General features: G+C 45.7%; 18 protein-coding genes. 5 read left to right on the top strand and 13 right to left on the bottom strand.

The features are described 5' to 3' along the window. Window positions 1-81: 81 nt before the first annotated feature. Window positions 82-750, bottom strand: a complete 669-nt coding sequence (locus KDM90_RS08065; RefSeq protein ID WP_329605308.1) for a TetR/AcrR family transcriptional regulator — start codon at window positions 748-750, stop codon at window positions 82-84. Between the two features lie 144 nt (window positions 751-894). On the opposite strand from KDM90_RS08065, the gene KDM90_RS08060 reads away from it, so the two are divergent. The 3 genes from KDM90_RS08060 to recQ all read left to right on the top strand — a co-directional run bounded on the left by KDM90_RS08060 (window position 895) and on the right by recQ (window position 3,974). Further along, window positions 895-1,188, top strand: coding sequence for a YkgJ family cysteine cluster protein (locus tag KDM90_RS08060; protein WP_212675104.1), 294 nt, complete (start codon window positions 895-897; stop codon window positions 1,186-1,188). A gap of 97 nt (window positions 1,189-1,285) precedes the next feature. Further along, window positions 1,286-2,125: an undecaprenyl-diphosphate phosphatase gene (locus tag KDM90_RS08055; protein WP_212675103.1), complete on the top strand. Its 840-nt coding sequence runs from the start codon at window positions 1,286-1,288 to the stop codon at window positions 2,123-2,125. 13 nt (window positions 2,126-2,138) lie between these two features. Next, a complete protein-coding gene (recQ, locus tag KDM90_RS08050) occupies window positions 2,139-3,974 on the top strand; it encodes a DNA helicase RecQ (RefSeq protein WP_212675102.1) in 1,836 nt (611 codons plus the stop codon). Window positions 3,975-4,039: 65 nt separating this feature from the next. Here recQ and KDM90_RS08045 read toward each other — a convergent pair whose 3' ends face one another. The 11 genes from KDM90_RS08045 to KDM90_RS07995 all read right to left on the bottom strand — a co-directional run bounded on the left by KDM90_RS08045 (window position 4,040) and on the right by KDM90_RS07995 (window position 16,021). Next, window positions 4,040-5,530: a hypothetical protein gene (locus tag KDM90_RS08045; RefSeq protein ID WP_212675101.1), complete on the bottom strand. Its 1,491-nt coding sequence runs from the start codon at window positions 5,528-5,530 to the stop codon at window positions 4,040-4,042. Window positions 5,531-5,662: 132 nt separating this feature from the next. Next, window positions 5,663-6,529, bottom strand: coding sequence for an ABC transporter ATP-binding protein (locus tag KDM90_RS08040; RefSeq protein WP_212675100.1), 867 nt, complete (start codon window positions 6,527-6,529; stop codon window positions 5,663-5,665). Between the two features lie 95 nt (window positions 6,530-6,624). Then, the gene (locus tag KDM90_RS08035; RefSeq protein ID WP_212675099.1) at window positions 6,625-7,605 is read right to left on the bottom strand and encodes a TraB/GumN family protein; all 981 of its coding nucleotides are present in this window, start codon (window positions 7,603-7,605) and stop codon (window positions 6,625-6,627) included. A gap of 46 nt (window positions 7,606-7,651) precedes the next feature. Beyond that, a complete protein-coding gene (locus KDM90_RS08030) occupies window positions 7,652-8,080 on the bottom strand; it encodes a GntR family transcriptional regulator (RefSeq protein ID WP_212675098.1) in 429 nt (142 codons plus the stop codon). A gap of 278 nt (window positions 8,081-8,358) precedes the next feature. Further along, the gene (locus KDM90_RS08025; RefSeq protein WP_230409689.1) at window positions 8,359-8,796 is read right to left on the bottom strand and encodes a hypothetical protein; all 438 of its coding nucleotides are present in this window, start codon (window positions 8,794-8,796) and stop codon (window positions 8,359-8,361) included. An 82-nt stretch (window positions 8,797-8,878) separates the two neighbouring features. Then, window positions 8,879-10,057 carry an MGDG synthase family glycosyltransferase gene (locus tag KDM90_RS08020; protein ID WP_212675096.1) on the bottom strand — a complete coding sequence of 393 codons (1,179 nt, stop codon included), beginning with the start codon at window positions 10,055-10,057 and terminating at the stop codon, window positions 8,879-8,881. Window positions 10,058-10,217: 160 nt separating this feature from the next. Beyond that, window positions 10,218-10,931 (bottom strand): tRNA (guanosine(46)-N7)-methyltransferase TrmB, encoded by a 714-nt coding sequence (trmB, locus tag KDM90_RS08015; RefSeq protein WP_212675095.1) that lies wholly within the window; start codon window positions 10,929-10,931, stop codon window positions 10,218-10,220. A gap of 256 nt (window positions 10,932-11,187) precedes the next feature. Continuing rightward, window positions 11,188-11,724 carry a DUF3016 domain-containing protein gene (locus tag KDM90_RS08010; protein ID WP_212675094.1) on the bottom strand — a complete coding sequence of 179 codons (537 nt, stop codon included), beginning with the start codon at window positions 11,722-11,724 and terminating at the stop codon, window positions 11,188-11,190. Window positions 11,725-11,915: 191 nt separating this feature from the next. Next, on the bottom strand, window positions 11,916-12,926 hold the full coding sequence (locus KDM90_RS08005; RefSeq protein ID WP_212675093.1) for a porin: 1,011 nt from the start codon (window positions 12,924-12,926) through the stop codon (window positions 11,916-11,918). 343 nt (window positions 12,927-13,269) lie between these two features. Then, entirely contained in the window at window positions 13,270-14,493 is a 1,224-nt protein-coding gene (locus tag KDM90_RS08000) for a multidrug effflux MFS transporter (RefSeq protein WP_212675092.1), read from the bottom strand. Between the two features lie 55 nt (window positions 14,494-14,548). Continuing rightward, window positions 14,549-16,021 carry an NAD-dependent succinate-semialdehyde dehydrogenase gene (locus KDM90_RS07995; RefSeq protein ID WP_212675091.1) on the bottom strand — a complete coding sequence of 491 codons (1,473 nt, stop codon included), beginning with the start codon at window positions 16,019-16,021 and terminating at the stop codon, window positions 14,549-14,551. Window positions 16,022-16,332: 311 nt separating this feature from the next. On the opposite strand from KDM90_RS07995, the gene KDM90_RS07990 reads away from it, so the two are divergent. Then, window positions 16,333-18,096: a M14 family metallopeptidase gene (locus tag KDM90_RS07990; protein WP_212675090.1), complete on the top strand. Its 1,764-nt coding sequence runs from the start codon at window positions 16,333-16,335 to the stop codon at window positions 18,094-18,096. Then, entirely contained in the window at window positions 18,089-19,864 is a 1,776-nt protein-coding gene (locus KDM90_RS07985; RefSeq protein ID WP_212675089.1) for a M14 family metallopeptidase, read from the top strand. Before KDM90_RS07990 ends, KDM90_RS07985 begins: the two co-directional genes overlap by 8 nt. Before the next feature lie 149 nt (window positions 19,865-20,013). Here the strand turns inward: KDM90_RS07985 and KDM90_RS07980 are convergent, their stop codons facing one another. Next, window positions 20,014-21,231, bottom strand: coding sequence for a THUMP domain-containing class I SAM-dependent RNA methyltransferase (locus tag KDM90_RS07980; RefSeq protein ID WP_212675088.1), 1,218 nt, complete (start codon window positions 21,229-21,231; stop codon window positions 20,014-20,016). Between the last annotated feature and the right edge of the window lie 13 nt (window positions 21,232-21,244).

Here is a 21,244-nt window from a genome sequence, read left to right as displayed (position 1 = left end):
GTGAAACCTGTGTTTTACGACTTATTTCCAATTCAAAGCAAAAAAATTTGAGAATTGCTTGATTGAAACCAAAGAATCGCACTACTTTACCATTGTGGGTTCCAATTGACCCTCATTTGTCGGAAGCAAAATTCCTCGTAGCGCCATATCAATATAAAAGTCTAAGAACGAGCCAAGCTTGTCGGGTTCGACTTGGCAAACACCATTTGAATGTTTCCACATCATCATCATGATGATTGGGGACACCAAAATTTTGGGAGCAATCGTCAAATCCATATCCCGAATTTCACCGCGGGAAATGCCGCGACGCAACATTGTGGTCACAAGCTTCTCGCCCCGATCAACGACTTCCTCTTGGTAGAATCGAGCCAATTCGGGAAAGTTACCTGCCTCCGCCAACATCAACTTTGGCAAACCAGACAATTTCGACGCGCCTATGCTGTCCCACCATGTGGTCATCACGAGACGAAACAACTCCTCACTAGATCCTTCGAATTGCTCGATAACGCCCTCGGCTTCACCTAGCAATGGTACGATCGACTCGCGCACGACAGCTTTGAACAACTCTTCTTTGCTACAAAAATATAAATATAAGGTGCCCTTCGAGACGCCTGCAGATTTTGCAACATCGTCCAACCTCGTCGCAGCGAATCCGCGCGCAACAAAATGATCCAAAGCCGCACTTAGCAGCTCTTGTGGTCGCGCATCTTTACGTCGCTCCCATCGTGGCTTAAATGGACATGACATCATAACAACAAACAATCCAAAAATTAACTTACTCGTGAGTCATTAATGTAAAGCTTTGCTTGCATTTGGTCAAGCAATCAACAATTCGCATGCCTCGAACTGATGAAAGCAGCTAAAATAAGCCTTTGAATTTTATAAATATTTCACATGAATTGTCGCCCAGGTTGTGCGGCCTGCTGCATTGCTCCCTCCCTATCCAGTCCCCTGCCTGGAATGCCAAATGGCAAACCAGCAGGCATTGCTTGCACGCAACTCACTTCGGAACTTCGTTGTGCGATCTTTGCGCAAGCAAATCGACCAAGTTGTTGCTCAGGCCTACAAGCTTCCGTAGAAATGTGCGGGGAGACGCGTGAGTACGCACTGCATTGGTTAGCAAAACTGGAGGCAGAGACCGCACCACAGGCGACGTTTTTAGATCGAACAAAAATGGCGGAAAATTAAGAATTTATCCTTAACGTTTTCGGCGCAATTCGGGGACATGCGTGATAAGCTTCGTCCCTTATTTTTTATTAGTTGATCTACTGCTTACACTCGAACTATGGATTTCACTCTTGCAATCAAAATTATCATCATGGGTATCGTCGAAGGGTTGACAGAGTTTTTGCCAATTTCATCGACGGGTCATCTTATTTTGGCCGGTAGCTTGCTAAATTTTACCGGCGAGAAAATCAAGGTTTTTGAGATTGTGATTCAAGCGGGCGCAATTTTTGCAGTTTGCTGGGAATATCGTTCACGCATCGCACAGGTGCTACGCGGCCTCACCACCGACGTTACCGCACAACGATTTGCCCTGCACGTGTCAATTGCATTTCTTCCAGCCGCAATCCTAGGTCTACTTTTTAGTAAGCAAATTAAGGCCCATTTATTCAAACCTGAACCCGTTGCGGCTGCACTCATCCTAGGCGGCATATTCATACTTTGGACCGAACGCAAACACCGCCAAAACTTGCAAGTTCGTCCGCCACAAATTGAGACAGTCGATGATATGCGTTTAATCGATGCATTTAAAATTGGACTTGCGCAATCGTTGGCCTTAATTCCAGGCACAAGTCGTTCGGGCGCATCGATCATTGGGGCAATGTGGTTTGGCATGTCACGCAAAGCCGCCACAGAGTTCTCTTTCTTTTTGGCGATTCCTACATTGCTGGGCGCAACCATCTATTCATTATACAAAGCACGCAGTGAGCTTTCGGTTCAAGATATTCCAATGTTTGGCTTGGGTACCCTTGCAGCATTTATTTCTGCTTTTTTCTGCGTACGTTGGCTACTAAAATATGTGAGTACCCACAGTTTTAATGCCTTTGCGTGGTACAGGATTGCCTTTGGCTGTATGATTTTACTGACTGCTTACACTGGTGTCATTAGTTGGGCCGAGTAATCGACTAGACGCTATGCAGTCAAACCTAAGCTCCGCTCAAACTCAAGCCCTGCACTTGTTGCAAACTGTATTCGGCTATCCCGCATTTCGTTCACAGCAAGGGCAAATCGTCGATCACGTCGTACGAGGTGGCGATGCATTGGTCTTAATGCCGACTGGCGGTGGAAAATCTTTATGCTACCAAATTCCAGCGTTGATTAGGCATGGTGTGGGGATTGTAGTTTCACCACTCATCGCCTTAATGCAGGATCAAGTCGACGCCTTAGCTGAAGTGGGTGTGCGGGCAGCTTTTCTGAATTCGACGCAAAGTTTCGACGAAGCGCTCCGCATTGAAAAATTAATGCGCAATGGTGAAATCGACTTAGTTTATATCGCGCCTGAACGGCTTATGACGCAGCGTTGCTTAGAGTTGCTCAGTGTCACTCCGATTGCGCTGTTTGCGATCGACGAGGCACACTGTGTATCGCAATGGGGTCACGACTTTCGCCCCGAATACATCAAACTTTCCGTTCTTCACGAACGCTTTCCATCGATACCGAGAATCGCACTCACTGCCACGGCCGATCAACAGACACGCGATGAAATCATCCATCGTTTGCAACTTGAAAACGCGATGCAGTTCGTCGCGTCATTCGACCGTCCGAATATCCGCTATCAAATCGTCGAAAAGGCAAACGGTAGAAAGCAACTGCTCGACTTTATTCAGGCACAACACGCTGGAGATGCCGGTATCGTCTATTGTTTATCACGAAAAAAAGTCGAGGAAACGGCAGAGTTTCTCAAGGAAAACGGCATTACAGCGCTGCCCTATCATGCTGGAATGGAACAAGCTGACCGAAGCAGAAATCAAGCACGATTTCTGCGCGAAGACGGCATCGTCATGACGGCCACAATCGCCTTTGGAATGGGAATAGACAAACCTGATGTGCGCTTTGTAGCACACTTGGACTTACCAAAAAGTATTGAAGGCTACTATCAAGAAACAGGGCGAGCTGGTCGAGACGGCGCCAATGCCAATGCCTGGATGGCATATGGTCTACAAGACGTTGTGCAACAACGTCGAATGATTGACGAATCCGAAGCCAACGAAACGTTTAAACGTGTACAAGGTGCCAAGCTTGATGCGATGCTAGGACTCTGCGAAACACTAAATTGCCGACGCGTCCATATATTGGACTATTTTGGACAAGAATCAGAGCCTTGCGGTAACTGTGACACTTGTCTGTCCCCACCGATTTCTTTTGACGGCACGATTGCGGCGCAAAAAATCCTTTCAACAATCTATCGTGTCGATCAACGATTTGCAGCCGGACACGTGATCGATGTTATTCGTGGAATTGATACCGATCGCGTAAAACAATGGCGGCATGATCAACTATCGACTTTCGGAATTGGATCAGATAAAAGCGAAGCAGAATGGCGCGCACTCCTCCGGCAATTAATCGCACTAGGCTTAGTCAGCGTCGACTATGACAACTTTAGTTCGTTAAAGCTAACAGAAAATTCGCGCCCGGTCTTGCGCGGTGAAACGCGAATACAGCTGCGGCAATATAAAAAGGCTGACAAAGCAGTGAAGCATAAACGCCAGTCCGCTAGAGACTTCAGTGAAACGAACTTAAATGATCAAGAACAAGCGATCTTCGAGCGTTTGCGTTGGTGGCGTGTTGAAACTGCTAAAGCACACAATACGGCAGCATTCATTATTTTTCATGACACAACCTTACGAGAAATCGCAAGAGCAAAACCGCGCAGCTTAGACGATTTACGCGGCGTCTCAGGTGTAGGTGCGAAAAAACTGGAAAGCTACGGGACAGAACTCGTTAGTCTCATCGCTGAATTCATAGAGTAGTTCATCGCACCCAAGGCCGCAATAAATCCAACACCGAATGGTTTGTATCAGCAGCGTTTGTTACTTCAAACAGAACGCCCAATAGGGAAGCCAGGATGTAGGTCAAATGTGCGTAGACGTCGCACAAAATAATATGTCGTCACCAAGACGATTAGCCCTGCATAGAATAGCGCCATGCTCAAAGGAAGCAAAAAGAGAGAACAAGCACAAAGCCCAAATATTCCTAACGAAGTCAAGATGATTACCAGCAATGGATGATCATTCGCGCTACGCATTTTGCTGTGATTGCGTGCAATTCCCATGATCATCGGGAATATCGCGCTCAGTAACAAAATAACGATCGCAGATCGCAAACTAAGTCCCGTTCCACGTCCAATCAAAAATGCCGAGGTGAGACAACTAATACCAAATAGAACAAGAAATTGCCGCAATAGGAAAGTACGTAAGAGACGATCAAAACGACGTAGATCGGTGACCGCTGGCGTCAAAGAAATTAATCCTTGTTCAATCCGTGTCTGATACAACACATGCGGCAATTGCATACTAAACAGCAAACACTGCAAGATCAAAACGATCGCACCAAATCCCAAGCCGAATCCAGTCATAAAATCAACACTACTTTCGCTGGAGAAAACTCGCATCAAATACATCGCAAACAATCCGGTCACTATCATTGCAATCAATTGCGCTGAAATGGTTGTCCAATGTAATCTTGGCCCCAATACAAATGCACTTAACTTCATCGCAGAAGCACCAAAGTGAGACTGATCGGCACCGTCTTTCTGCGTAAAAACTCGCCGCACTCTTTGCTTCATCCACCACAAATAGGGATTCGAAAACATTCTCATTCCCGAGGTTTCAGACACACGTCCACCCGCCAGTCCATGACGAAATGCAACGGTTCGCTGATACATTTTATAGAGTTTGGCATCACGAACCACAAAAATCCAACGGAGTGAAAAGATCACAATTAAAACGGAGAACAACAAAAGCAACAAATCAATCGGCAGATGAAAAATCTGTTCAAGTTGCTTATCTAAATCTTTCACACCAGAGCGAACCAGCAAGGTGGGAACCTGAAAGCACATGACCATCGGAATTACCGCCCATTGCGTTCGCACAATCAACAAGAAAAACACACTCACAATGACGCACACAAATGCAGGTAGCATTGAAAATTGTTTGGTGACAATCCAACTCGCCAGCATGCCGCAGAATGCAAAGACTATGATAGGAAGCGCGATCGCGATTTGCAAAGTGGATCGCAAGCGTGGAATCAAATTCGCGTTTGCTGGAGAGAATTGAATTCCAATGTTCTGTACCAACATCACAAACCAAACATACGAGAGTAAAACCAACAAAATTAGCAAACTCAATCCCAATGCTCCTGCAAAAGTTTGCCAATGAAAGCGATCAGCCTTAGGCAACTCAATAAGCAAAGCAACAAGCTGAGAGGAGATTGGAAAAAATGCGAGAATCAACCAAAGCCATTTGGTATTTTCAATATTAAAGCGCGCATAAACGGGTTGCATCCAAATATTAAAAATTTTATTCAATTCGAGATTCCTCCTACGCATGTCCTACGCTCAATTTACCTATTCACGTCCATTAGACGAACTTTACAAAGTCAGTTTTTGACGTCTATCCGAGTTTGCACGCACCATTTTTTTCAGATTTGACAGCAGTATTTACTTGGTCATTTCAATAAATAAATCTTCCAAACTGAGACGCTCGACCTTTAGGTCCGTGCGCGCTTTTAAACTCATGCATTGCTGTTCTGTCCATTGACCCAAAAGGCGGGTATAGCCGTCATGTTTAGTTTCCGCATGTAAGACTTTATGTGGCCCAAGTTGATTGACGATGGACGATGGTCCACTAATTTGCAAACTAACTTCCATCAAGTCGTCTAACATCTGTTGATGAACGATACGACCGTTCGCAAGGAATGCCACCTTCATTGCAACGCGTTCAAGATCCGATAAGATGTGCGTCGAGAAAACAATAGTGGTTTGTTGATCGATCACACTATCAACAATTTCACGTAAAAAATCGCGACGACCAGCAGGATCAAGACTAGCCACCGGTTCGTCAAGAATCAATAAAGCAGGTTCGTGGGCGAGCGCTCGGATTATCGACAAACGCTGTTTTTGCCCACCTGAAAACTGACTGATGACTTTGTCATAGGGAACGTCCCAACGTCTCATCAAGTTTTCGACTTTCACATCATTCCAACGCGGATACATTGCCTTAAAATATTTCAACATCTGACGTGGCGTAAGCCAATCAAATAATTCGCTACTTTGGGGAACGTAGCCGATTTTGGACTTACTTATATCGCTGAGATGCCGAACATCTTCACCAAACAATCGGATCTCGCTACCATGATCGGCGTCGCGCAACCCTAACATACACTCGATCAAGGTAGATTTACCTGCACCATTGCGTCCGAGGAGACCAACAATACTGCCAGCCTCCACTTCCCAATCGAGATTTTTCAACACTCTTTGTGGCTTGAATTGCTTGCTCAATCCTTGAATGAGAATCGGTGCGTTCATAGGCTATCCTGACAAACTTTCTATGCTGATTAAAAATAGAGATCAATTGAAAAATCACTTGCTGGAGTCGACTCCAAGCAATTAAATTGCGAGAATCAGCGAATCTGATTGACTTCTATGCCTTGTTTTCTCAGTAAATCAACAATACTTTTTTCACCCGCCAAATGCCCAGCGCCGACCACAACAAATAATTTTTTTCCTGAACCCAGCAATTGATTAATTTTCGCGGCCATGCCCTCATTGCGGTCGTCCATCAACATTTTCATCATTTTTTTTGATGCTGGATCTTTATTCGCTGAATCGACAAATAGTTTTGCAATCGCAGCCGCATCCGCCGCTTTCCAGGCCTTGACGATATGATCAAGCTCGCTCAGGAACTCTTGTTTCTTTAAAGACTCGATTGTCGAACTAAGCAATGCGTCACCTTCCTCGTCAGACAGTCCACCAAGCACATCGGCTTGAAATGCTAAACTTTCTAACTCAACCAAAGCTTTTTTATCACTTTTCGCACGTTGGATAAAATGCAGATCGATTCCATACTTGGGTTCATAACCCATTTGCATGCCGATCTGAACTGCTAATCCCGAAGTAACAACAAAGGGTTTGTACGCTTGCATCTGTTCAAGTGCTGGGCCAAAGACGGCTTTGAGACTCGTCCATGTGGTGGAACTCAAATGATTTTCTAATTTATCTGGTGCTAGGTACGATAATTTTGGCATCATCGCTTGTACAGCTTGCGTATCAGAAGTGTCTGCTTCTATCGCGACCGTATCAGCTTGACGATATGCAGCTTCGACTTTCGAAGACATGGGATAAAAGTCCGCTTTGGCGATATGGATCGATCCAAATAAATAGGCTCGCTGATTTCCAGATTTAATTTCGAACAACAGCCCTCTCGTAGGCGACTCGTTTGCAGAAGTCGTTGATTGCGTATTTTCGCGTGTTTTTTGATCGGTAAGCGGTGCATTCTTTTCTTCCGCAAAAACAGGCAAGATTGAAAAACAGAGGCAGCTCATCAACAGCACACCGAAACTATGAGCCAATGTCGATTTATTTCTATTCAAGTTCGTATTCATTTTTTTCCTCAATAATGAAGTCAAATTTCTAATTCAACGACTAAGTCTATTTTTGAGTGTTTGTATCGTGATCGTTCTGATTTAAGATCTCAGATAAGCAACTCAACACCGCCTCAGCAGGAAGCTGCAGTTGTTTTGCTTCCGTTCCCACACGTTCTAAACTTGGTCGGAGTAAAGCTAAACGTGAACTGGCTTCATCCAAGCTCAGCGTTTTCTCTGCAACGACCATTCCCATTCCACGCCGACGCACCAACCAATCATCAGCTTCCAACAAACTATAGGCTTTCGATACAGTCATCGGGTTGATACCTAAAGCGGTTGCAACTTCTCGTACGGAAGGCATAGCATCTCCTGCCAAAAGTTGGCCACCAAGAATTTGACGGCGCACTTGCTCGACCATCTGGCGATAAATGGGTTCTGTGCTTCCTGTCGAAATCTGGAAAATATCCACCGCTAAATCTCGATTACTTATCATAAGAACGTCTTCTTAAGCTCACTGTATTAATATAGTAATACAGTGAGCTTAAGATTTCAAGGAGTTCTTGCTTTTTTTTAATCAAAGTAAGGAAACTCAAATTCAATTGAGCGCAACAATGCAATTGTCGACAGGATAAATCTCAATCGATTCAACGCATGACGATGCGACCGACATACAAATCGCAATAACGCCAAAATAGATAAACAAGCAACAAAGTTAAAACGAACCAAACTATAGAGATCTGATCCAAGTGCGGACAAGCGCGATGAGGGGAATTACGGAATACTTCGATTCGAATGCGTTCGAAATGATATCCAAAAAAGAAAAATTCCAACAATAGAAAAGGTCCAATAGTCTTTTGGTAAGCCCCACCACCATTGCTTGTGCCAAAACACGATTTGCGGCGTAAAGCGATCCAAGCCGAATGCAGGATTCAAAACAAACCACAGAAAATCTTCGACAATCCAAAATAACATAATGCAAGCAACTGCGCGTACTTGTAGCTGCCAGTTCCAAGTATGTAGAAAAAAGAAAGGCAGATGAAATATCATTGCAATAAAGGGAAACATCCAAGCGTGGTAGCCTGTCATCGCCCTACCGCCCCAAAAGATATCGAGCAACCAATGCTGCTCAATCCGCCATGTGGGCAAACTGGTAGCCCATCCCGCTCCGCCTTCTATTTGAATTTCCACTTGCGCAAAAAATAAGGCCATGAGGCTCACCCAACATACTGTCAGACTCAATCTTTTCCAGTCGATTCTCATGTACATCTCGATGTTTCTGATCCAATTAAACTCATATCGAATGAGAGCGAAGTTGTAGCATCACGTCGCCAATGACGCACCGTGCAGCATCAGCTCGTCCTAATTCACGCGCGCGTTTCTGCATCGCGGCTAAGCGCACAGGATTCGATAGCAATTGCTGTAAACGGAACTCCAGTGCAAGACCGTCAACTGCTTTTAGTCCCGCTCCATTTTCGATCACATAATCCGCATTGCGCTCCTCTTGACCAGGGATCGGTGCATTGACAATCATTGGCAGTCCCATTGCAAGGCACTCAGAGCTCGTCAATCCTCCGGGTTTGGTGATGATGAGATCCGCACAAGCCATCAGACGCTCGACATCAGAGCGAAAACCGATGGGACGTAGGCGATCAGGGAATTCACGCTCTAATGCCTGCAGTGATTCAAGCGCCTCAACATTTTTTCCAGTTAATACGATAAGTTGAAATGAACTCACATCAGATTCCATTGTTCTCATATGTAAAATCCGCTCGGCTAATCTGGTCATATTCCCTAAACCAGCACCGCCTCCCATCAACATCACAACGTGTCGTTGTGGATCCAACTTCAACTCAGTGCAGCAAGCAAAGCGATCCCAACGATGTCCAAAACTTGGCATGATCGGAATCCCGGTAATTTTGATGCATTCCAGCGGAATTCCATATTGCTGCATACGGAATGCCACTTCATGACTTGCTGCAAAGTAGCGGCTGATACCTTGATGTACCCACATCCTATGCAGATCAAAGTCTGTTACCACGACTGAAATCGGGCATTCGACTCTTTGCGATGCAAGCAAACGCGACAGCATTTCTGCGGGAAGAAAATGGGTGCAAATGATCGCATCAGCCTCAAATTCTTGGATCGCTCGAACGAGTGCGGTCGCATTCCAACGCTCAAGTTGGCGTCGCAATTTTTCCAAAGTACTATCGGGTTTCGCGTCATTACTCCGGTGATAGAGATACCCCCATAACGCTGGTGCATGGTTCACTAATTTAATGTAAAAATCCGTGTAAATCTTGCGGAAACCAGCGGTAACAAAATCCATCGCGTCCCAGTGAACCACAACACTTTCCGGATAGGTGATGGCGGCTTGCGCCTTGATTGCCTCTGCCGCGCGCGCATGTCCAGCCCCCGCAGAGACACTTAAAATGAGAATACGCTGGTGCGTGTGATTGATTGAATCCGTCATAGTTGGCGGATTCTAGAGAAGCTTCATGACACCGACATGACAAGATGCCACCGTATCAGATGAGTTCAAGAAGCAAGGCACGAAGTATGCCTTGCGAGGGTCAATTAAATTGAGGTTGTCACGTGAATAAAGAATTCACAGCTAAGTTAAAAAAATAAAACTACCGTTTTTCGAAGACCAAATCCCAAACGCCATGTCCTAATTTTAGACCACGATTTTCAAATTTTGTGACTGGACGATACTCTGGACGGGGAGCATAGCCGTCAGCGGTATTCTTCAAACTTGGCTCGTTGCTTAACACCTCAAGCATTTGAACTGCATACTCTTCCCAGTCAGTCGCACAGTGAATATAGGCACCGGTTTGCAGCCGCGATGCAAGCAACGCGACCAATGGCCCTTGAATCAATCTCCGCTTATTATGTCGCGCTTTATGCCAAGGATCTGGAAAAAACACATGCACACCTGCAAGTGAGGCTGGAGCGATCATGTTGATCAGCACTTCATACGCATCATGTTGGATGACACGCTGATTCTGCAAGCCCGCAGCCTCAGTCAATTTCAAGAGATTCCCCACGCCTGGCGTATGCACTTCAACACCAATAAAATTTTTCTCGGGCATTAAAGATGAAATTTTGGCACTAGTTTCCCCCATACCAAACCCAATTTCAAAAATGGTTGGCGCCTGTCGACCAAACACAATGTCAAAATCCAGGTGATCTTTCTGGTAAGGAAGCATAAATTTAGGACCGAGTAATTCGATCGCCTTGGCTTGTGCTTCAGACAAACGACCTGCTCGCGTGACGAAGCTACGAATACGCCGCTCAGTCGGATCATAAAACAATGGTTTTCGTGCTTCGCCTTGAGACGACTGCATGTTGTCTTTTGGAGTATTTTCTATGGGCATGGATAAAAGAAGAGGAACAACTCCCTGCTTGTCCTGCTGAAACGCTGGACAACATGAGCAATAGGTAATCGGAAAACCTATATTTTACGCGGGTTTGGAGATACTTGGCAAACGAGTTGGATCGAAGATTATAGGATTGATACTGCAGTCAAAAACCAGTTTCGCATGAAACTGGTTTTTGATTTTTTCACGATACGAGCGTATCGTCTAAGAGAATTATTTCTATCTATGGATTGCCTGCGATTGCTTTACTGTCTTTTGACGGAAACTGACCAGTTGCAACTTGTCGCTTAAACCAGGTTTGTAACATTTTTTCTTCATAATCGAAACTCGTCTTACCAGAAGGAATTTTCACTCTATGTAAGTAATCCATATCATTCAACTCTTCTTTACCTTTCGCCACAACTTCTTGTTGAGCGTTCCTCAACTCATAAGTAAAACTCATCTTTGGCCAGTAAATTTCGCGCATAAGTCGAATTTGTGTTCCTTGCAACCAAATTCCAGGGCGAATATCACCTGCCAAATCCAAATCCGACACATCGATTTGCAGTACAAATCCCTCTGGCAGTTTTTGCGCGAAGCCGTTAAACACATCAGCAAATTCTTGCATTAAACGCGCGCGAAATTGATCTTTGTTTTCAGAATGACCCGGATGGATATCCGAAAAGTTATCGAGCTTTCCCCAGCTGACTTTCGCCTCACCAGCCAAGGCAGTGTGAGAAAGTGAACCAAGTAACAAAGTCGCCAACAATAATTTTTTCATGATGTCTCCTCGTCGAAGCAATATTTAACGACTGCATTGTAGTCGAAAAGACCAACTGAGCAAGCCCTATTACAAATCCACAAAATTTTCATACAATCAAATACAAAAAAGCTGTCCGAATAATCGAGACAGCTTTCTCATCAAGAACACAATCACGAACCGCTTTCGCGAATTCGAGATTGATGGAACATTTAAAACTTGTGGCGGATACCAACGTTAAACAAGCGCGCTGTTGCACCGTTGACATCTGCCAAGGTTTTTACAGATTTTTCATTTTTTACGTTGGCGATAGATGCGTACAAATTCGTGCGTTTAGACAAATCGTAGGTGTAGCCTAAAGCAACACGGTTAGAGTTAGCATTGACACTCGTCTTGACATTCGAATCAGTGTAGCTAAGGATAAAAGTATTCGCGCCGTCTTTGATAGAACCACCAATCATGTACAACTGTTCTTTCGTCTCTTTCAAATTGGTCAGGCTCGTTGTCCCTTTAATTTCTTCATACATCGCATTTAATTTCACGCCGAAGAAATCTTTACCAAAGTCATAGGATGCGCCAGCCAGCAATTTTTCACCGCCAACCGCTGTATTTCCATTCGCATCTTTCAATTGATCCCAAACGATATTGGCGTTCAATGGGCCATTCACATAGGACGCCGCAACGCTGGTCACGCGATTTGCAGTGGCATCACCAGCTTTTTCACCAAAGCCGTATTGAGCAGCAACGGAAAATCCGCTGAAACTATTGGATGTGTAAGTGATAGAGTTATCACGTACGTTATTAATCTTAAACATCAAATCTGTTTTACCTAACAAACCGTCCATGAATGGATCGATTTGCGCGCCGTAGATGTAGGTCAAAGATTTATGACGACCAAAATTAACTGAGCCAAATTCGTCACCAGACAAGCCTACCCATGCGCCACGAGCAAAAATGGCAGCGTCATTTGCGCCCGTATCGGATTTCAGGCCCATTTCCAAATTGAAGTTCGCTTTCAATCCACCTGATAATGCCTCTGTTCCCTTAAAGCCCAGACGTGATGTGGAATTCAAACCGCTGTCCAAGGAAGTCAGTTTGCCTGCACCTGCATCTTTGTACGCGACGCCCGCATCAACGATGCCGTAAATCGTGACTGAAGATTGCGCCATTGCTGCACTTGAGAATGCACCCAACAATGCCAGTGCAAGAATTGATTTTTTCATAGTTTCTTTCCTGAAGATAAAAATTTGTTTTTCGCCGTAAGTTTTCGTTGCGGCAAAAACGGTTTACAAGTCTCATTTAAAGCCCTGAACCAACACAGCGATCCAACGACAGGGCGCAGTGTATGCAAGAAAAATGACAACTTGATGACGACGCAACAAATTTTTCAATCGCGTCTCATCTATGCATGACAATGCAAGGCATCGCCATTCAGTACCGCGAGAACAATCGATTCATCGAGTGAAAAGAAAAAAATAGAAAAAGGGACAAGCTAACGATGGCAATAGAAAAAACAAATGCGCATCCAATATGACAGCAAAATCAAGATGATCAGTTAATCCCCATTTAAGTTGTTGGATGTCCCGCCGCACTGCGGCCGCGATAATAGGCTCGCCCTGCGTACCATAAAATTAAAGCCGTCAATGCAAAACCAAATTGACCTAATGCGAGCGACAAGACGGAGTGATCCAATGCAGGCGCCATGACTCCTGCAACAAAAGCACTCAACAAAGTGACGGATGCCGACTGACATGAGGCAACAATCCCGCGAATATGGGGGAATAACTCCAACACCATTAAAGTCGCGCCCGGAAAGACGATCGACATGCCAAAAGCGTAGAAGAAAATCGGTACAACTGACCACGGCAGCATCGGAGCCGAAAAGAAATGAAAAATTAAATTCACACTTGCCGCAGTAATGAGAAATCCGAACCCAATCGCAACTTGACGCGCAATCTTCAATCGACCTGCTAAACGATTAGCAACCAAGGAACCCAAAAATATACCGCCAACCATGGGAATAAATTGCCAACCAAAACTCTGCGCATCGAGTTTCAAATGTTGCGTAATAAACGCCGGTGCAGAAGAAATGAAAAGAAATAGCCCTGCAAAATTGCAAGCGATCGTACCTGCCATGAAATGGAAACCGGGTGATTTAAAAACATCTCGATAACTATTCCACAAAAAATCAACATTGAACGCCTGACGCTTTTCCATTGGTAACGACTCCGGCAAATAACGATAACAAGCAATCAGCAAAAGCACCGTGTAAACGAATAAGAGCAGAAAAATAGTACGCCAATCGGAGTGATACACCACCCAACCACCAATAATTGGCGCAATCGCAGGCGCGATAGAAAAAATCATGGTGACCATCGACAATAGACGTTCGGCTGGCGCTCCCTCGTAAAGATCACGGACAATTGCGCGACCGATGACCATTCCCGCCCCTGCTGCCACACCCTGCATAATGCGAAAGACCCATAAATAATGCACGGTATGCGCAGATGCGCAACCAAACGAACCAATCGCGAACACAACCAAAGCAACCAATACCACGTTACGCCGGCCAAAGGAATCCGAAAGAGCACCGTGCCAAAGTGTCATTACTGCAAACGACAACATGTATGCAGTCAAGGTTTGCTGAACTTCTATTGATGACGCGTGCAGGCTGGTTTGAATTGAGGCAAACGCAGGCAAGTAAGTGTCGATTGAAAATGGTCCCAGCATCGACAGCGCTGCCAATAAAGTCGCTAATCCAGCATTACTCAAAGGTGTAGTTGAACGCATGTGATCTTTCTTTATATTGAATAGAATGTCAGGAATATACGAGGATCAAGAAACACTAGATCCCTCCGACACAAACGTATTTCATCTCCAAATATTCATCCATGCCGTATTTCGACCCTTCTCGTCCGAGACCTGATTGTTTGACTCCACCAAAAGGCGATACCTCATTGGCAATCAATCCGGTATTCACCCCAACCATGCCGTATTCCAATTTTTCAGCGACGCGCCAGACACGACTGATATTGCGAGCATAAAAATAGGCTGCCAAACCAAAATCGGTCTCATTTGCAGCCGCAATGACTTCATCCTCATTACTAAAGGGCATCACCGCAGCGACTGGGCCAAAAGTTTCTTCGCACATCACCAACATTTTATGATTGACATCTGCGAGTATGGTTGGCTCATAAAACAAGCCACCGACTTCACTCGGTTTGCCGCCTATCAATAAACGAGCCCCCTTTTCCAAAGCATCACTGACATGGGCTTTGACTTTTTCTAGCGCCTGCATTTCAATCAACGGTCCTTGGCGAACGCCGACGAGTGTTCCATCTCCAACAATAATTTTTTTACTCGCTAGAGTCATTTTGTTCAAAAATTCTTCATAGATAGATTCGTGAACATAAAAACGATTTGTACACACACAGGTTTGACCTGCGTTGCGAAATTTAGACTGTATCGCCCCTTCCACTGCGGCATCAACGTCGGCATCCTCAAAGACAATAAAAGGAGCATGCCCGCCCAACTCCAACGACAATTTTTTCAATGTCGGCGCACACTGCTGCATCAGAATCCGACCAACTGGTGTGGAGCCTGTGAAGGACAAATGACGCACCACGGGGCTATCACACAAAACACGACCGATTGCGATCGATTGTTCTGCATCCGCAGTAAGCACGTTTAATACGCCAGCTGGCATACCAGCACGCAACGCCAACTCCGCCAAAGCGAGTGCGCTAAGCGGCGTTTGTTCTGCCGGCTTAATCACGATCGTACAACCGGCAGCTAAAGCGGGTGCCACTTTGCGGGTTATCATCGCGAGCGGAAAATTCCATGGTGTAATTGCAGCACAAACGCCAATAGGCTGTTTCAACACTAAAGTACGCTTATCAATCCAAGTCGATGCTAATACATCACCCGATACGCGCTTGGCCTCTTCTGCGAACCACTCCACAAAACTTGCACCATACAGGACTTCACCTTTGGCCTCTGCCAAAGGCTTCCCTTGTTCAGCGGTCATGATAGCCGCCAAGTCGTCCGCGTTATTCACGATCAAATAAAACCATTTACGCAGGATGTTTGCGCGTTCCTTGCCAGTCAAAGCCGACCAACTGGATAGTGCTCGCCGCGCAGCAAGAATGGCATCGCTCGCATCTTGAATATTGAGATTGCTCACTTCCGCTATCAAGGCCCCGGTTGCAGGATTATGCACCGGAAATACTTGATCGCTTTGTATCCAACGTTGGTCAATTAAGGCGTACTCGCGGATCAAAGAGGGATCCTTCAGTGCAGGACGAATCATGGTAGTCATAAAAGTTAGAGGTAAACAAACCAATCTCAACAAGGCAATCCATCTAGGAATGCTTATTGCAAAGGTGAAATTAGAAAATCAAGAGGTGTGATCAAGGATACGCCAAAAGCGCAAGGCCTGCATTTTAAACGAGGAAAAATCCATATCGAATTGTTAATCGGAATGTCTCACGTTATTGTGTCAACATGGTTAAGTGAATTTACTTAGCTATCCAAAGATCAAGGTGTTTTCTGAACTTCTTTGCAAGTAAATAGTCAAAAAAGCCGACTTCATCGCAAATAGGTGATGCAGGTAAACCAATGGAGGATGACATGCAATCAAATACAAGGACACGGCGAACCAAACTTCGCTTAGCAATCGGTACCTTAGTCGGAGCAACAAATTTTTATCTCATCGCAATCAACCCAAGTAATGCCGCTGAACAATCATACCGCACGGCAGAACAAATTGAATCGCGCCTACAAACGCTGGCGAAGCAATATCCACAACGCTTACAACTGCAAAACATAGGAAAAAGTGCAGGCGGCAAACCGATTTACCTTGCGACCTTACAAAGGCAAGGTCAAGTCAAATCAGAACATCGCCCTGCACTCTTCGTCGGAGCCAATATCGCGGGTTACCACAACGCAGGAAGCGAGGCTGCGCTCAACCTAATCGAAACCTTAGCCACGTCAACAGATCAAAAAATTGATGCACTCTTAAGCAAGCGTACGGTCTATATTACACCTGTACTCAATCCTGACGCCCACAATGGATATTTTCAATCTCCTCGTCAGTTACGTGCCTACAACGATGGAAAACTAGACCACGATTTGGATGGACTTATCGCGGAAGACGGCGCAGATGATTTGAATGGAGATGGGATCATCAGCACGATGCGCATCAAGGACGCTAGTGGCGATATGATCATTGATAGTAAAGATCCAAGACGGATGGTCAAAGCTGATACCAATAAAGGTGAACGTGGCGTGTATCGCGTGGTAATCGAAGGAAAGGACGATGATCACGACGGTCTTTACAACGAAGACGGCGTTGGCGGCATTATGCCAGATCGGAATTTCGCAGCAGGATTCGCGGTTGCGGATAGCGATGCCGGGCGCTGGCCAAGTCAAGCGCCAGAATCGAAAGCAATCATGGATGCATTATTGGCTCGACCCAATATTGCGATGGCCGTTGTGTTTGGACCAGCCAATCAACTACTTGCACCGCCAACAGGATTTGATCGCATCACGCCACCAGGCGCCACCCCAGCCGCGGAGGCGAACAAACCGGAAAATGATGATTTAAAAGTTTTGGCGAGTCTAGGAGAATCATATAAAAAGTCTTTAGAGCAGGCCGGACTTGACAATAAGCGGAGTGGTCGGCAAACCGGTAAAGGCAGTTTTGCCAATTGGCTGTACTTTCACTATGGCGTACAAACCTTAGAGCTCGATATTTGGGGTGCGCCCAGCCAAAAATCGAGTCAAGCCAATGTGAATGCCAATTTAGCTAACGCAGTGGGAAACTCCAACGATAAAAAATTAGCGCCAGACGCGGAGCGTGATTTGTTCGCGTATTTGAGTGAACACAATCCTAATGCGATCATTCCCTGGAAAAAAATCAAACTGCCAGACGGGCTTGAAGTTGAAGTCGGCGGGATTGATCCGTATGCAGAGTTCATTCCACCATACAAAGATCTTGAGGTTCCTATTAGAGTTCATACAGAACAAATTTTAAGCTGGACCGAGAAGCTCGCTGAACTCGAGTTACTTGAATCCAAGGTCATCGCGAAAGGAAACGATGTTTGGCAAATTAATGCCGTCGGTGGTATCCAAGGTGGTTTTCCAAGCCATACAAAAATAGCATCCAAGATGCGCAATAAATTACCTGTACGCCTGGAGATGCGTTTAGGAAAAGGTGTCGAGAGTCTCACGCTAAACCGTGCTGCAACTGCTGAACGACTTGATTCGTCGATGACAATCAAGAACGAATGGCTAGTCAAAGGTAGTAAAGGTAGTACCGTCGAGATTGCACTATGGAATCGTCAATCAGGACGCGTAGTTCGCACGATCACTTTAGGAGGCAGCAATGAGTAAATCCATTCGGTTTCAATTAAAGGCAATATGCCTCGTACTTGCGAGCATCAGTATTTCGCCCATCTCTTTAGCCAGCGACTCGAAGATTCCACAGCCACATTTTAATCGTGTTCATCACAATAAAGAGATCGTCGACTACATGAAGGGATATGCCGCGGCCTATCCGAATTTAGTCACGCTTAAGAGTCTGGGGAAGACGGCAGCTGGGACAGAAATGTGGATGCTGACGATCAATAACGAAAAAACTGGCAAGGCTGGCGATAAACCTGCAAGCTATATTGACGGCGCAATTCACGCGAACGAAGCCCAAGCCGCTGACACAGTGCTTTACACCATCGATTACATTCTCAAGAATTACGGTAAGCTCGACAAAATTACCGAAACTGTCGATCGCTCCACACTCTATTTTGTCCCGAGCGTCAGCCCAGATAGTCGTGCGAAATGGTTTGACGAACCTGCCACAGCAAGTTATCCAAGATCTTCTCCTTGGCCATTTGATGACGATCGCGATGGAAGGGTCGATGAAGACGGTCCCGTTGACATCGACAAAGACGGGGTGATTACAACGATGCGAAAAAAAGTCCCACTTGGTTTGGGAAATCGCAAACTCGATCCCAAGGATTCTCGTATTTTGCTTCCGCTTGAGCCGGGAGAATTAGGCGACTATATCCTTCTTGGGCAAGAAGGATACGATCAAGACGGTGACGGGCTCGTTGGCGAAGACAGTGTAGGTTACGCAGACCCAAACAGAACTTGGGGATACGATTGGGCACCACGTTACATTCAAAACGGAGCGACAGACTATCCTCTACAAATTCCAGAAACGCGCAGTATTGCCAATTGGGCGCTGGATCATTTAGAGGTTTCCAGCGTCATCAGTTTTCATAATTCAGGTCGTATGATATTACGTGGCCCTGGCTCCCCAACTCAAACACCTGTCAGCGCGCAAGACAATCGAACTTTCGATTTCTTGGGTCGAGAAGGCGAAAAAATGATGCCGGGATACCGCTATATGATCACATGGCGTGACCTCTACACAGCCTATGGCAGTACAACGGACCATTTCTATGGAATCGTTGGAGCCTTTGGCTTTGTTCCCGAGCTTTTCGGACGGGTCATGGATGACAACAATATTGTTCGCTACGAACCTCCGCAGAAAGTTGGAGATCCTGTTCGCCCCCCATCAAACGATGCAAAGGGATTTGATGCAATGAAGTGGAATGATATGTTGAGCTTAGGACGCCAATTCATTCCGTTCAAAGAGGCGAAACATCCACAGTATGGTACGATTGAAATCGGTGGCTGGCGTCAAGACACTGGACGTATGCCAGAAGGTTGGATGCTCGAAGAAGAAACACATCGGAATGCTGCGTTCGTCTTATTTAACGCGATGAATGTTCCGAAATTACGCTTTCTCGACGCGAGTATCAAGAAACTCGGTTCACGCGTTTGGCAAATCGAAGTGCCTCTCATCAACGAACGAGCCATTCCTAGCATTCCCAGTATTGTGATTGCGAATAAATTGCATCGTTTAGATCTTGCGACGATACAAGGCGCCAAAGTTCTATCAAGTGGCATTGTCCGAAATACATACAATGGACAGATTGATTTACAAACACATCGTCCCGAGCGTTTGATGGTCAGCGGCGTGCCGGGATTTGGAAATACAACGCTCTATTTTCTGATTGAAAGCGATGGCGGTGAATTAACCGTGCACTACGATAGCGTCAAAGGTGGAAAATTAAGTAAACAGATTGTTCTAAAGTAATCAACGAGGAACAAACTCTAAAATAGTGCGCCGCCTATCCTTGCCAAATAGCGGCGCACTTTTGCTGATAGACGGCAGAACGAAGGGGATGAATGTGCCCCACTATTGACGCCTACCTTAAGCTGCCCGAGATAATCTCTGGCACCCGCTTACATGTCTTTCGGTTTCGCTGCCTCACGACGATTAAATCCCGCCACCATATCAAAGCGAAACAAACGACATTCCAAAGCACCATTGAAGAATGGTGTTTTACGTGATTCTTTTAAGCGTAAAAGTTTTGGCAAACCCAAATCGGCAGTGAATAAGAACACGCTCCAACCTGCAAAGCGTTGCTTCAATGTGGCACTGAACGCGGCGAAAAATTCGCGCGCTAAATCATCAGGTTCAAAGCTTTGATCACCGCGCACGCCGATACGTTCGCCGTAAGGTGGGTTGGTTAACAAGATACCTGGATGCTCAGTTGGTGCTTTGATTTCTTGGGCTTCAATTTGTTTTAAAGGCACTTCGAATTTGATACCGGCTTTGTTCAAATTATTGCGCGTCATGCTGACCATATCGCCAGAAATATCGCTACCGAAAATAGTTGGCTCTACTGGCAAAGGATTAGCACGTATGCTGTTTTTGATGTCTTGCCATTCTTCTTCGTTGAAGGCAGCAAATTTTTCAAAGGCGAATTCGCGGCGCATGCCGGGTGGAATGCCTGCGACCATTTGCGCAGCTTCAATCAAAATCGTACCCGACCCGCACATCGGATCGAACAAAGGTACACCCGGTTTCCAACCTGAAGTACGCAGCAAACCTGCCGCCAAATTTTCTCGCAAAGGCGCATCGCCTGTCTCCAAACGCCAGCCGCGTTTGAATAAGGCTTCACCTGACGTGTCGAGATAAACGGTGTAGTTGTGTGCATCTAAGAAGCCGACGATGCGCATGTCAGGTTGTTTGGTATCGACCGATGGACGTTGCGTGAATTGATCGCGGAAACGATCGCAGATCGCGTCCTTAATTTTAAGCGTGGTGAATTCCAAACTCTTGAGTGGCGACTTCACCGCAGTGACATCAACGCGTATCGTGTGGTGATAGCCAAACCAATCTTCCCACGGCTGTTCTAGCGTCAAATCGTAGATATCGTTTTCGTTGGTGTAGCCACCGTGCGCCATACGCAACAGGACCCGGGAAGCAATACGTGAATGCAAGTTAACGCGATAGGCGTCATTCAGTTCGCCAGAAAAATGCACGCCACCTGGCACTTGTGTGTGTACGTGTATCGTCTTAGGCGATTTGAGATCGGCGATCTCGTTGAGCTCTTCGGCTAAAGCCGTTTCCAAACCGCGTGGGCATGGGCAAAAATAAGAATAACGTGTTTTCATGGGGGACCTTTTT

The organism is Affinundibacterium fentianense, from assembly GCF_018139545.1.
Taxonomy (GTDB): Bacteria; Pseudomonadota; Gammaproteobacteria; order Burkholderiales; family Burkholderiaceae_D; genus Undibacterium; species Undibacterium fentianense.
Note: the sequence above shows the minus strand (reverse complement) of the source record. Positions and strands in the feature narration are given on the sequence as shown.

Coding starts and splice junctions, on each gene's coding strand:
- KDM90_RS08065 (WP_329605308.1), bottom strand. CDS start 750: ATGATGTCATGTCCATTTAAGCCACGATGGGAGCGACGTAAAGATGCG.
- KDM90_RS08060 (WP_212675104.1), top strand. CDS start 895: ATGAATTGTCGCCCAGGTTGTGCGGCCTGCTGCATTGCTCCCTCCCTA.
- KDM90_RS08055 (WP_212675103.1), top strand. CDS start 1,286: ATGGATTTCACTCTTGCAATCAAAATTATCATCATGGGTATCGTCGAA.
- recQ (WP_212675102.1), top strand. CDS start 2,139: ATGCAGTCAAACCTAAGCTCCGCTCAAACTCAAGCCCTGCACTTGTTG.
- KDM90_RS08040 (WP_212675100.1), bottom strand. CDS start 6,529: ATGAACGCACCGATTCTCATTCAAGGATTGAGCAAGCAATTCAAGCCA.
- KDM90_RS08035 (WP_212675099.1), bottom strand. CDS start 7,605: ATGAATACGAACTTGAATAGAAATAAATCGACATTGGCTCATAGTTTC.
- KDM90_RS08030 (WP_212675098.1), bottom strand. CDS start 8,080: ATGATAAGTAATCGAGATTTAGCGGTGGATATTTTCCAGATTTCGACA.
- KDM90_RS08025 (WP_230409689.1), bottom strand. CDS start 8,796: ATGGCCTTATTTTTTGCGCAAGTGGAAATTCAAATAGAAGGCGGAGCG.
- KDM90_RS08020 (WP_212675096.1), bottom strand. CDS start 10,057: ATGACGGATTCAATCAATCACACGCACCAGCGTATTCTCATTTTAAGT.
- trmB (WP_212675095.1), bottom strand. CDS start 10,931: ATGCAGTCGTCTCAAGGCGAAGCACGAAAACCATTGTTTTATGATCCG.
- KDM90_RS08010 (WP_212675094.1), bottom strand. CDS start 11,724: ATGAAAAAATTATTGTTGGCGACTTTGTTACTTGGTTCACTTTCTCAC.
- KDM90_RS08005 (WP_212675093.1), bottom strand. CDS start 12,926: ATGAAAAAATCAATTCTTGCACTGGCATTGTTGGGTGCATTCTCAAGT.
- KDM90_RS08000 (WP_212675092.1), bottom strand. CDS start 14,493: ATGCGTTCAACTACACCTTTGAGTAATGCTGGATTAGCGACTTTATTG.
- KDM90_RS07995 (WP_212675091.1), bottom strand. CDS start 16,021: ATGACTACCATGATTCGTCCTGCACTGAAGGATCCCTCTTTGATCCGC.
- KDM90_RS07990 (WP_212675090.1), top strand. CDS start 16,333: ATGCAATCAAATACAAGGACACGGCGAACCAAACTTCGCTTAGCAATC.
- KDM90_RS07985 (WP_212675089.1), top strand. CDS start 18,089: ATGAGTAAATCCATTCGGTTTCAATTAAAGGCAATATGCCTCGTACTT.
- KDM90_RS07980 (WP_212675088.1), bottom strand. CDS start 21,231: ATGAAAACACGTTATTCTTATTTTTGCCCATGCCCACGCGGTTTGGAA.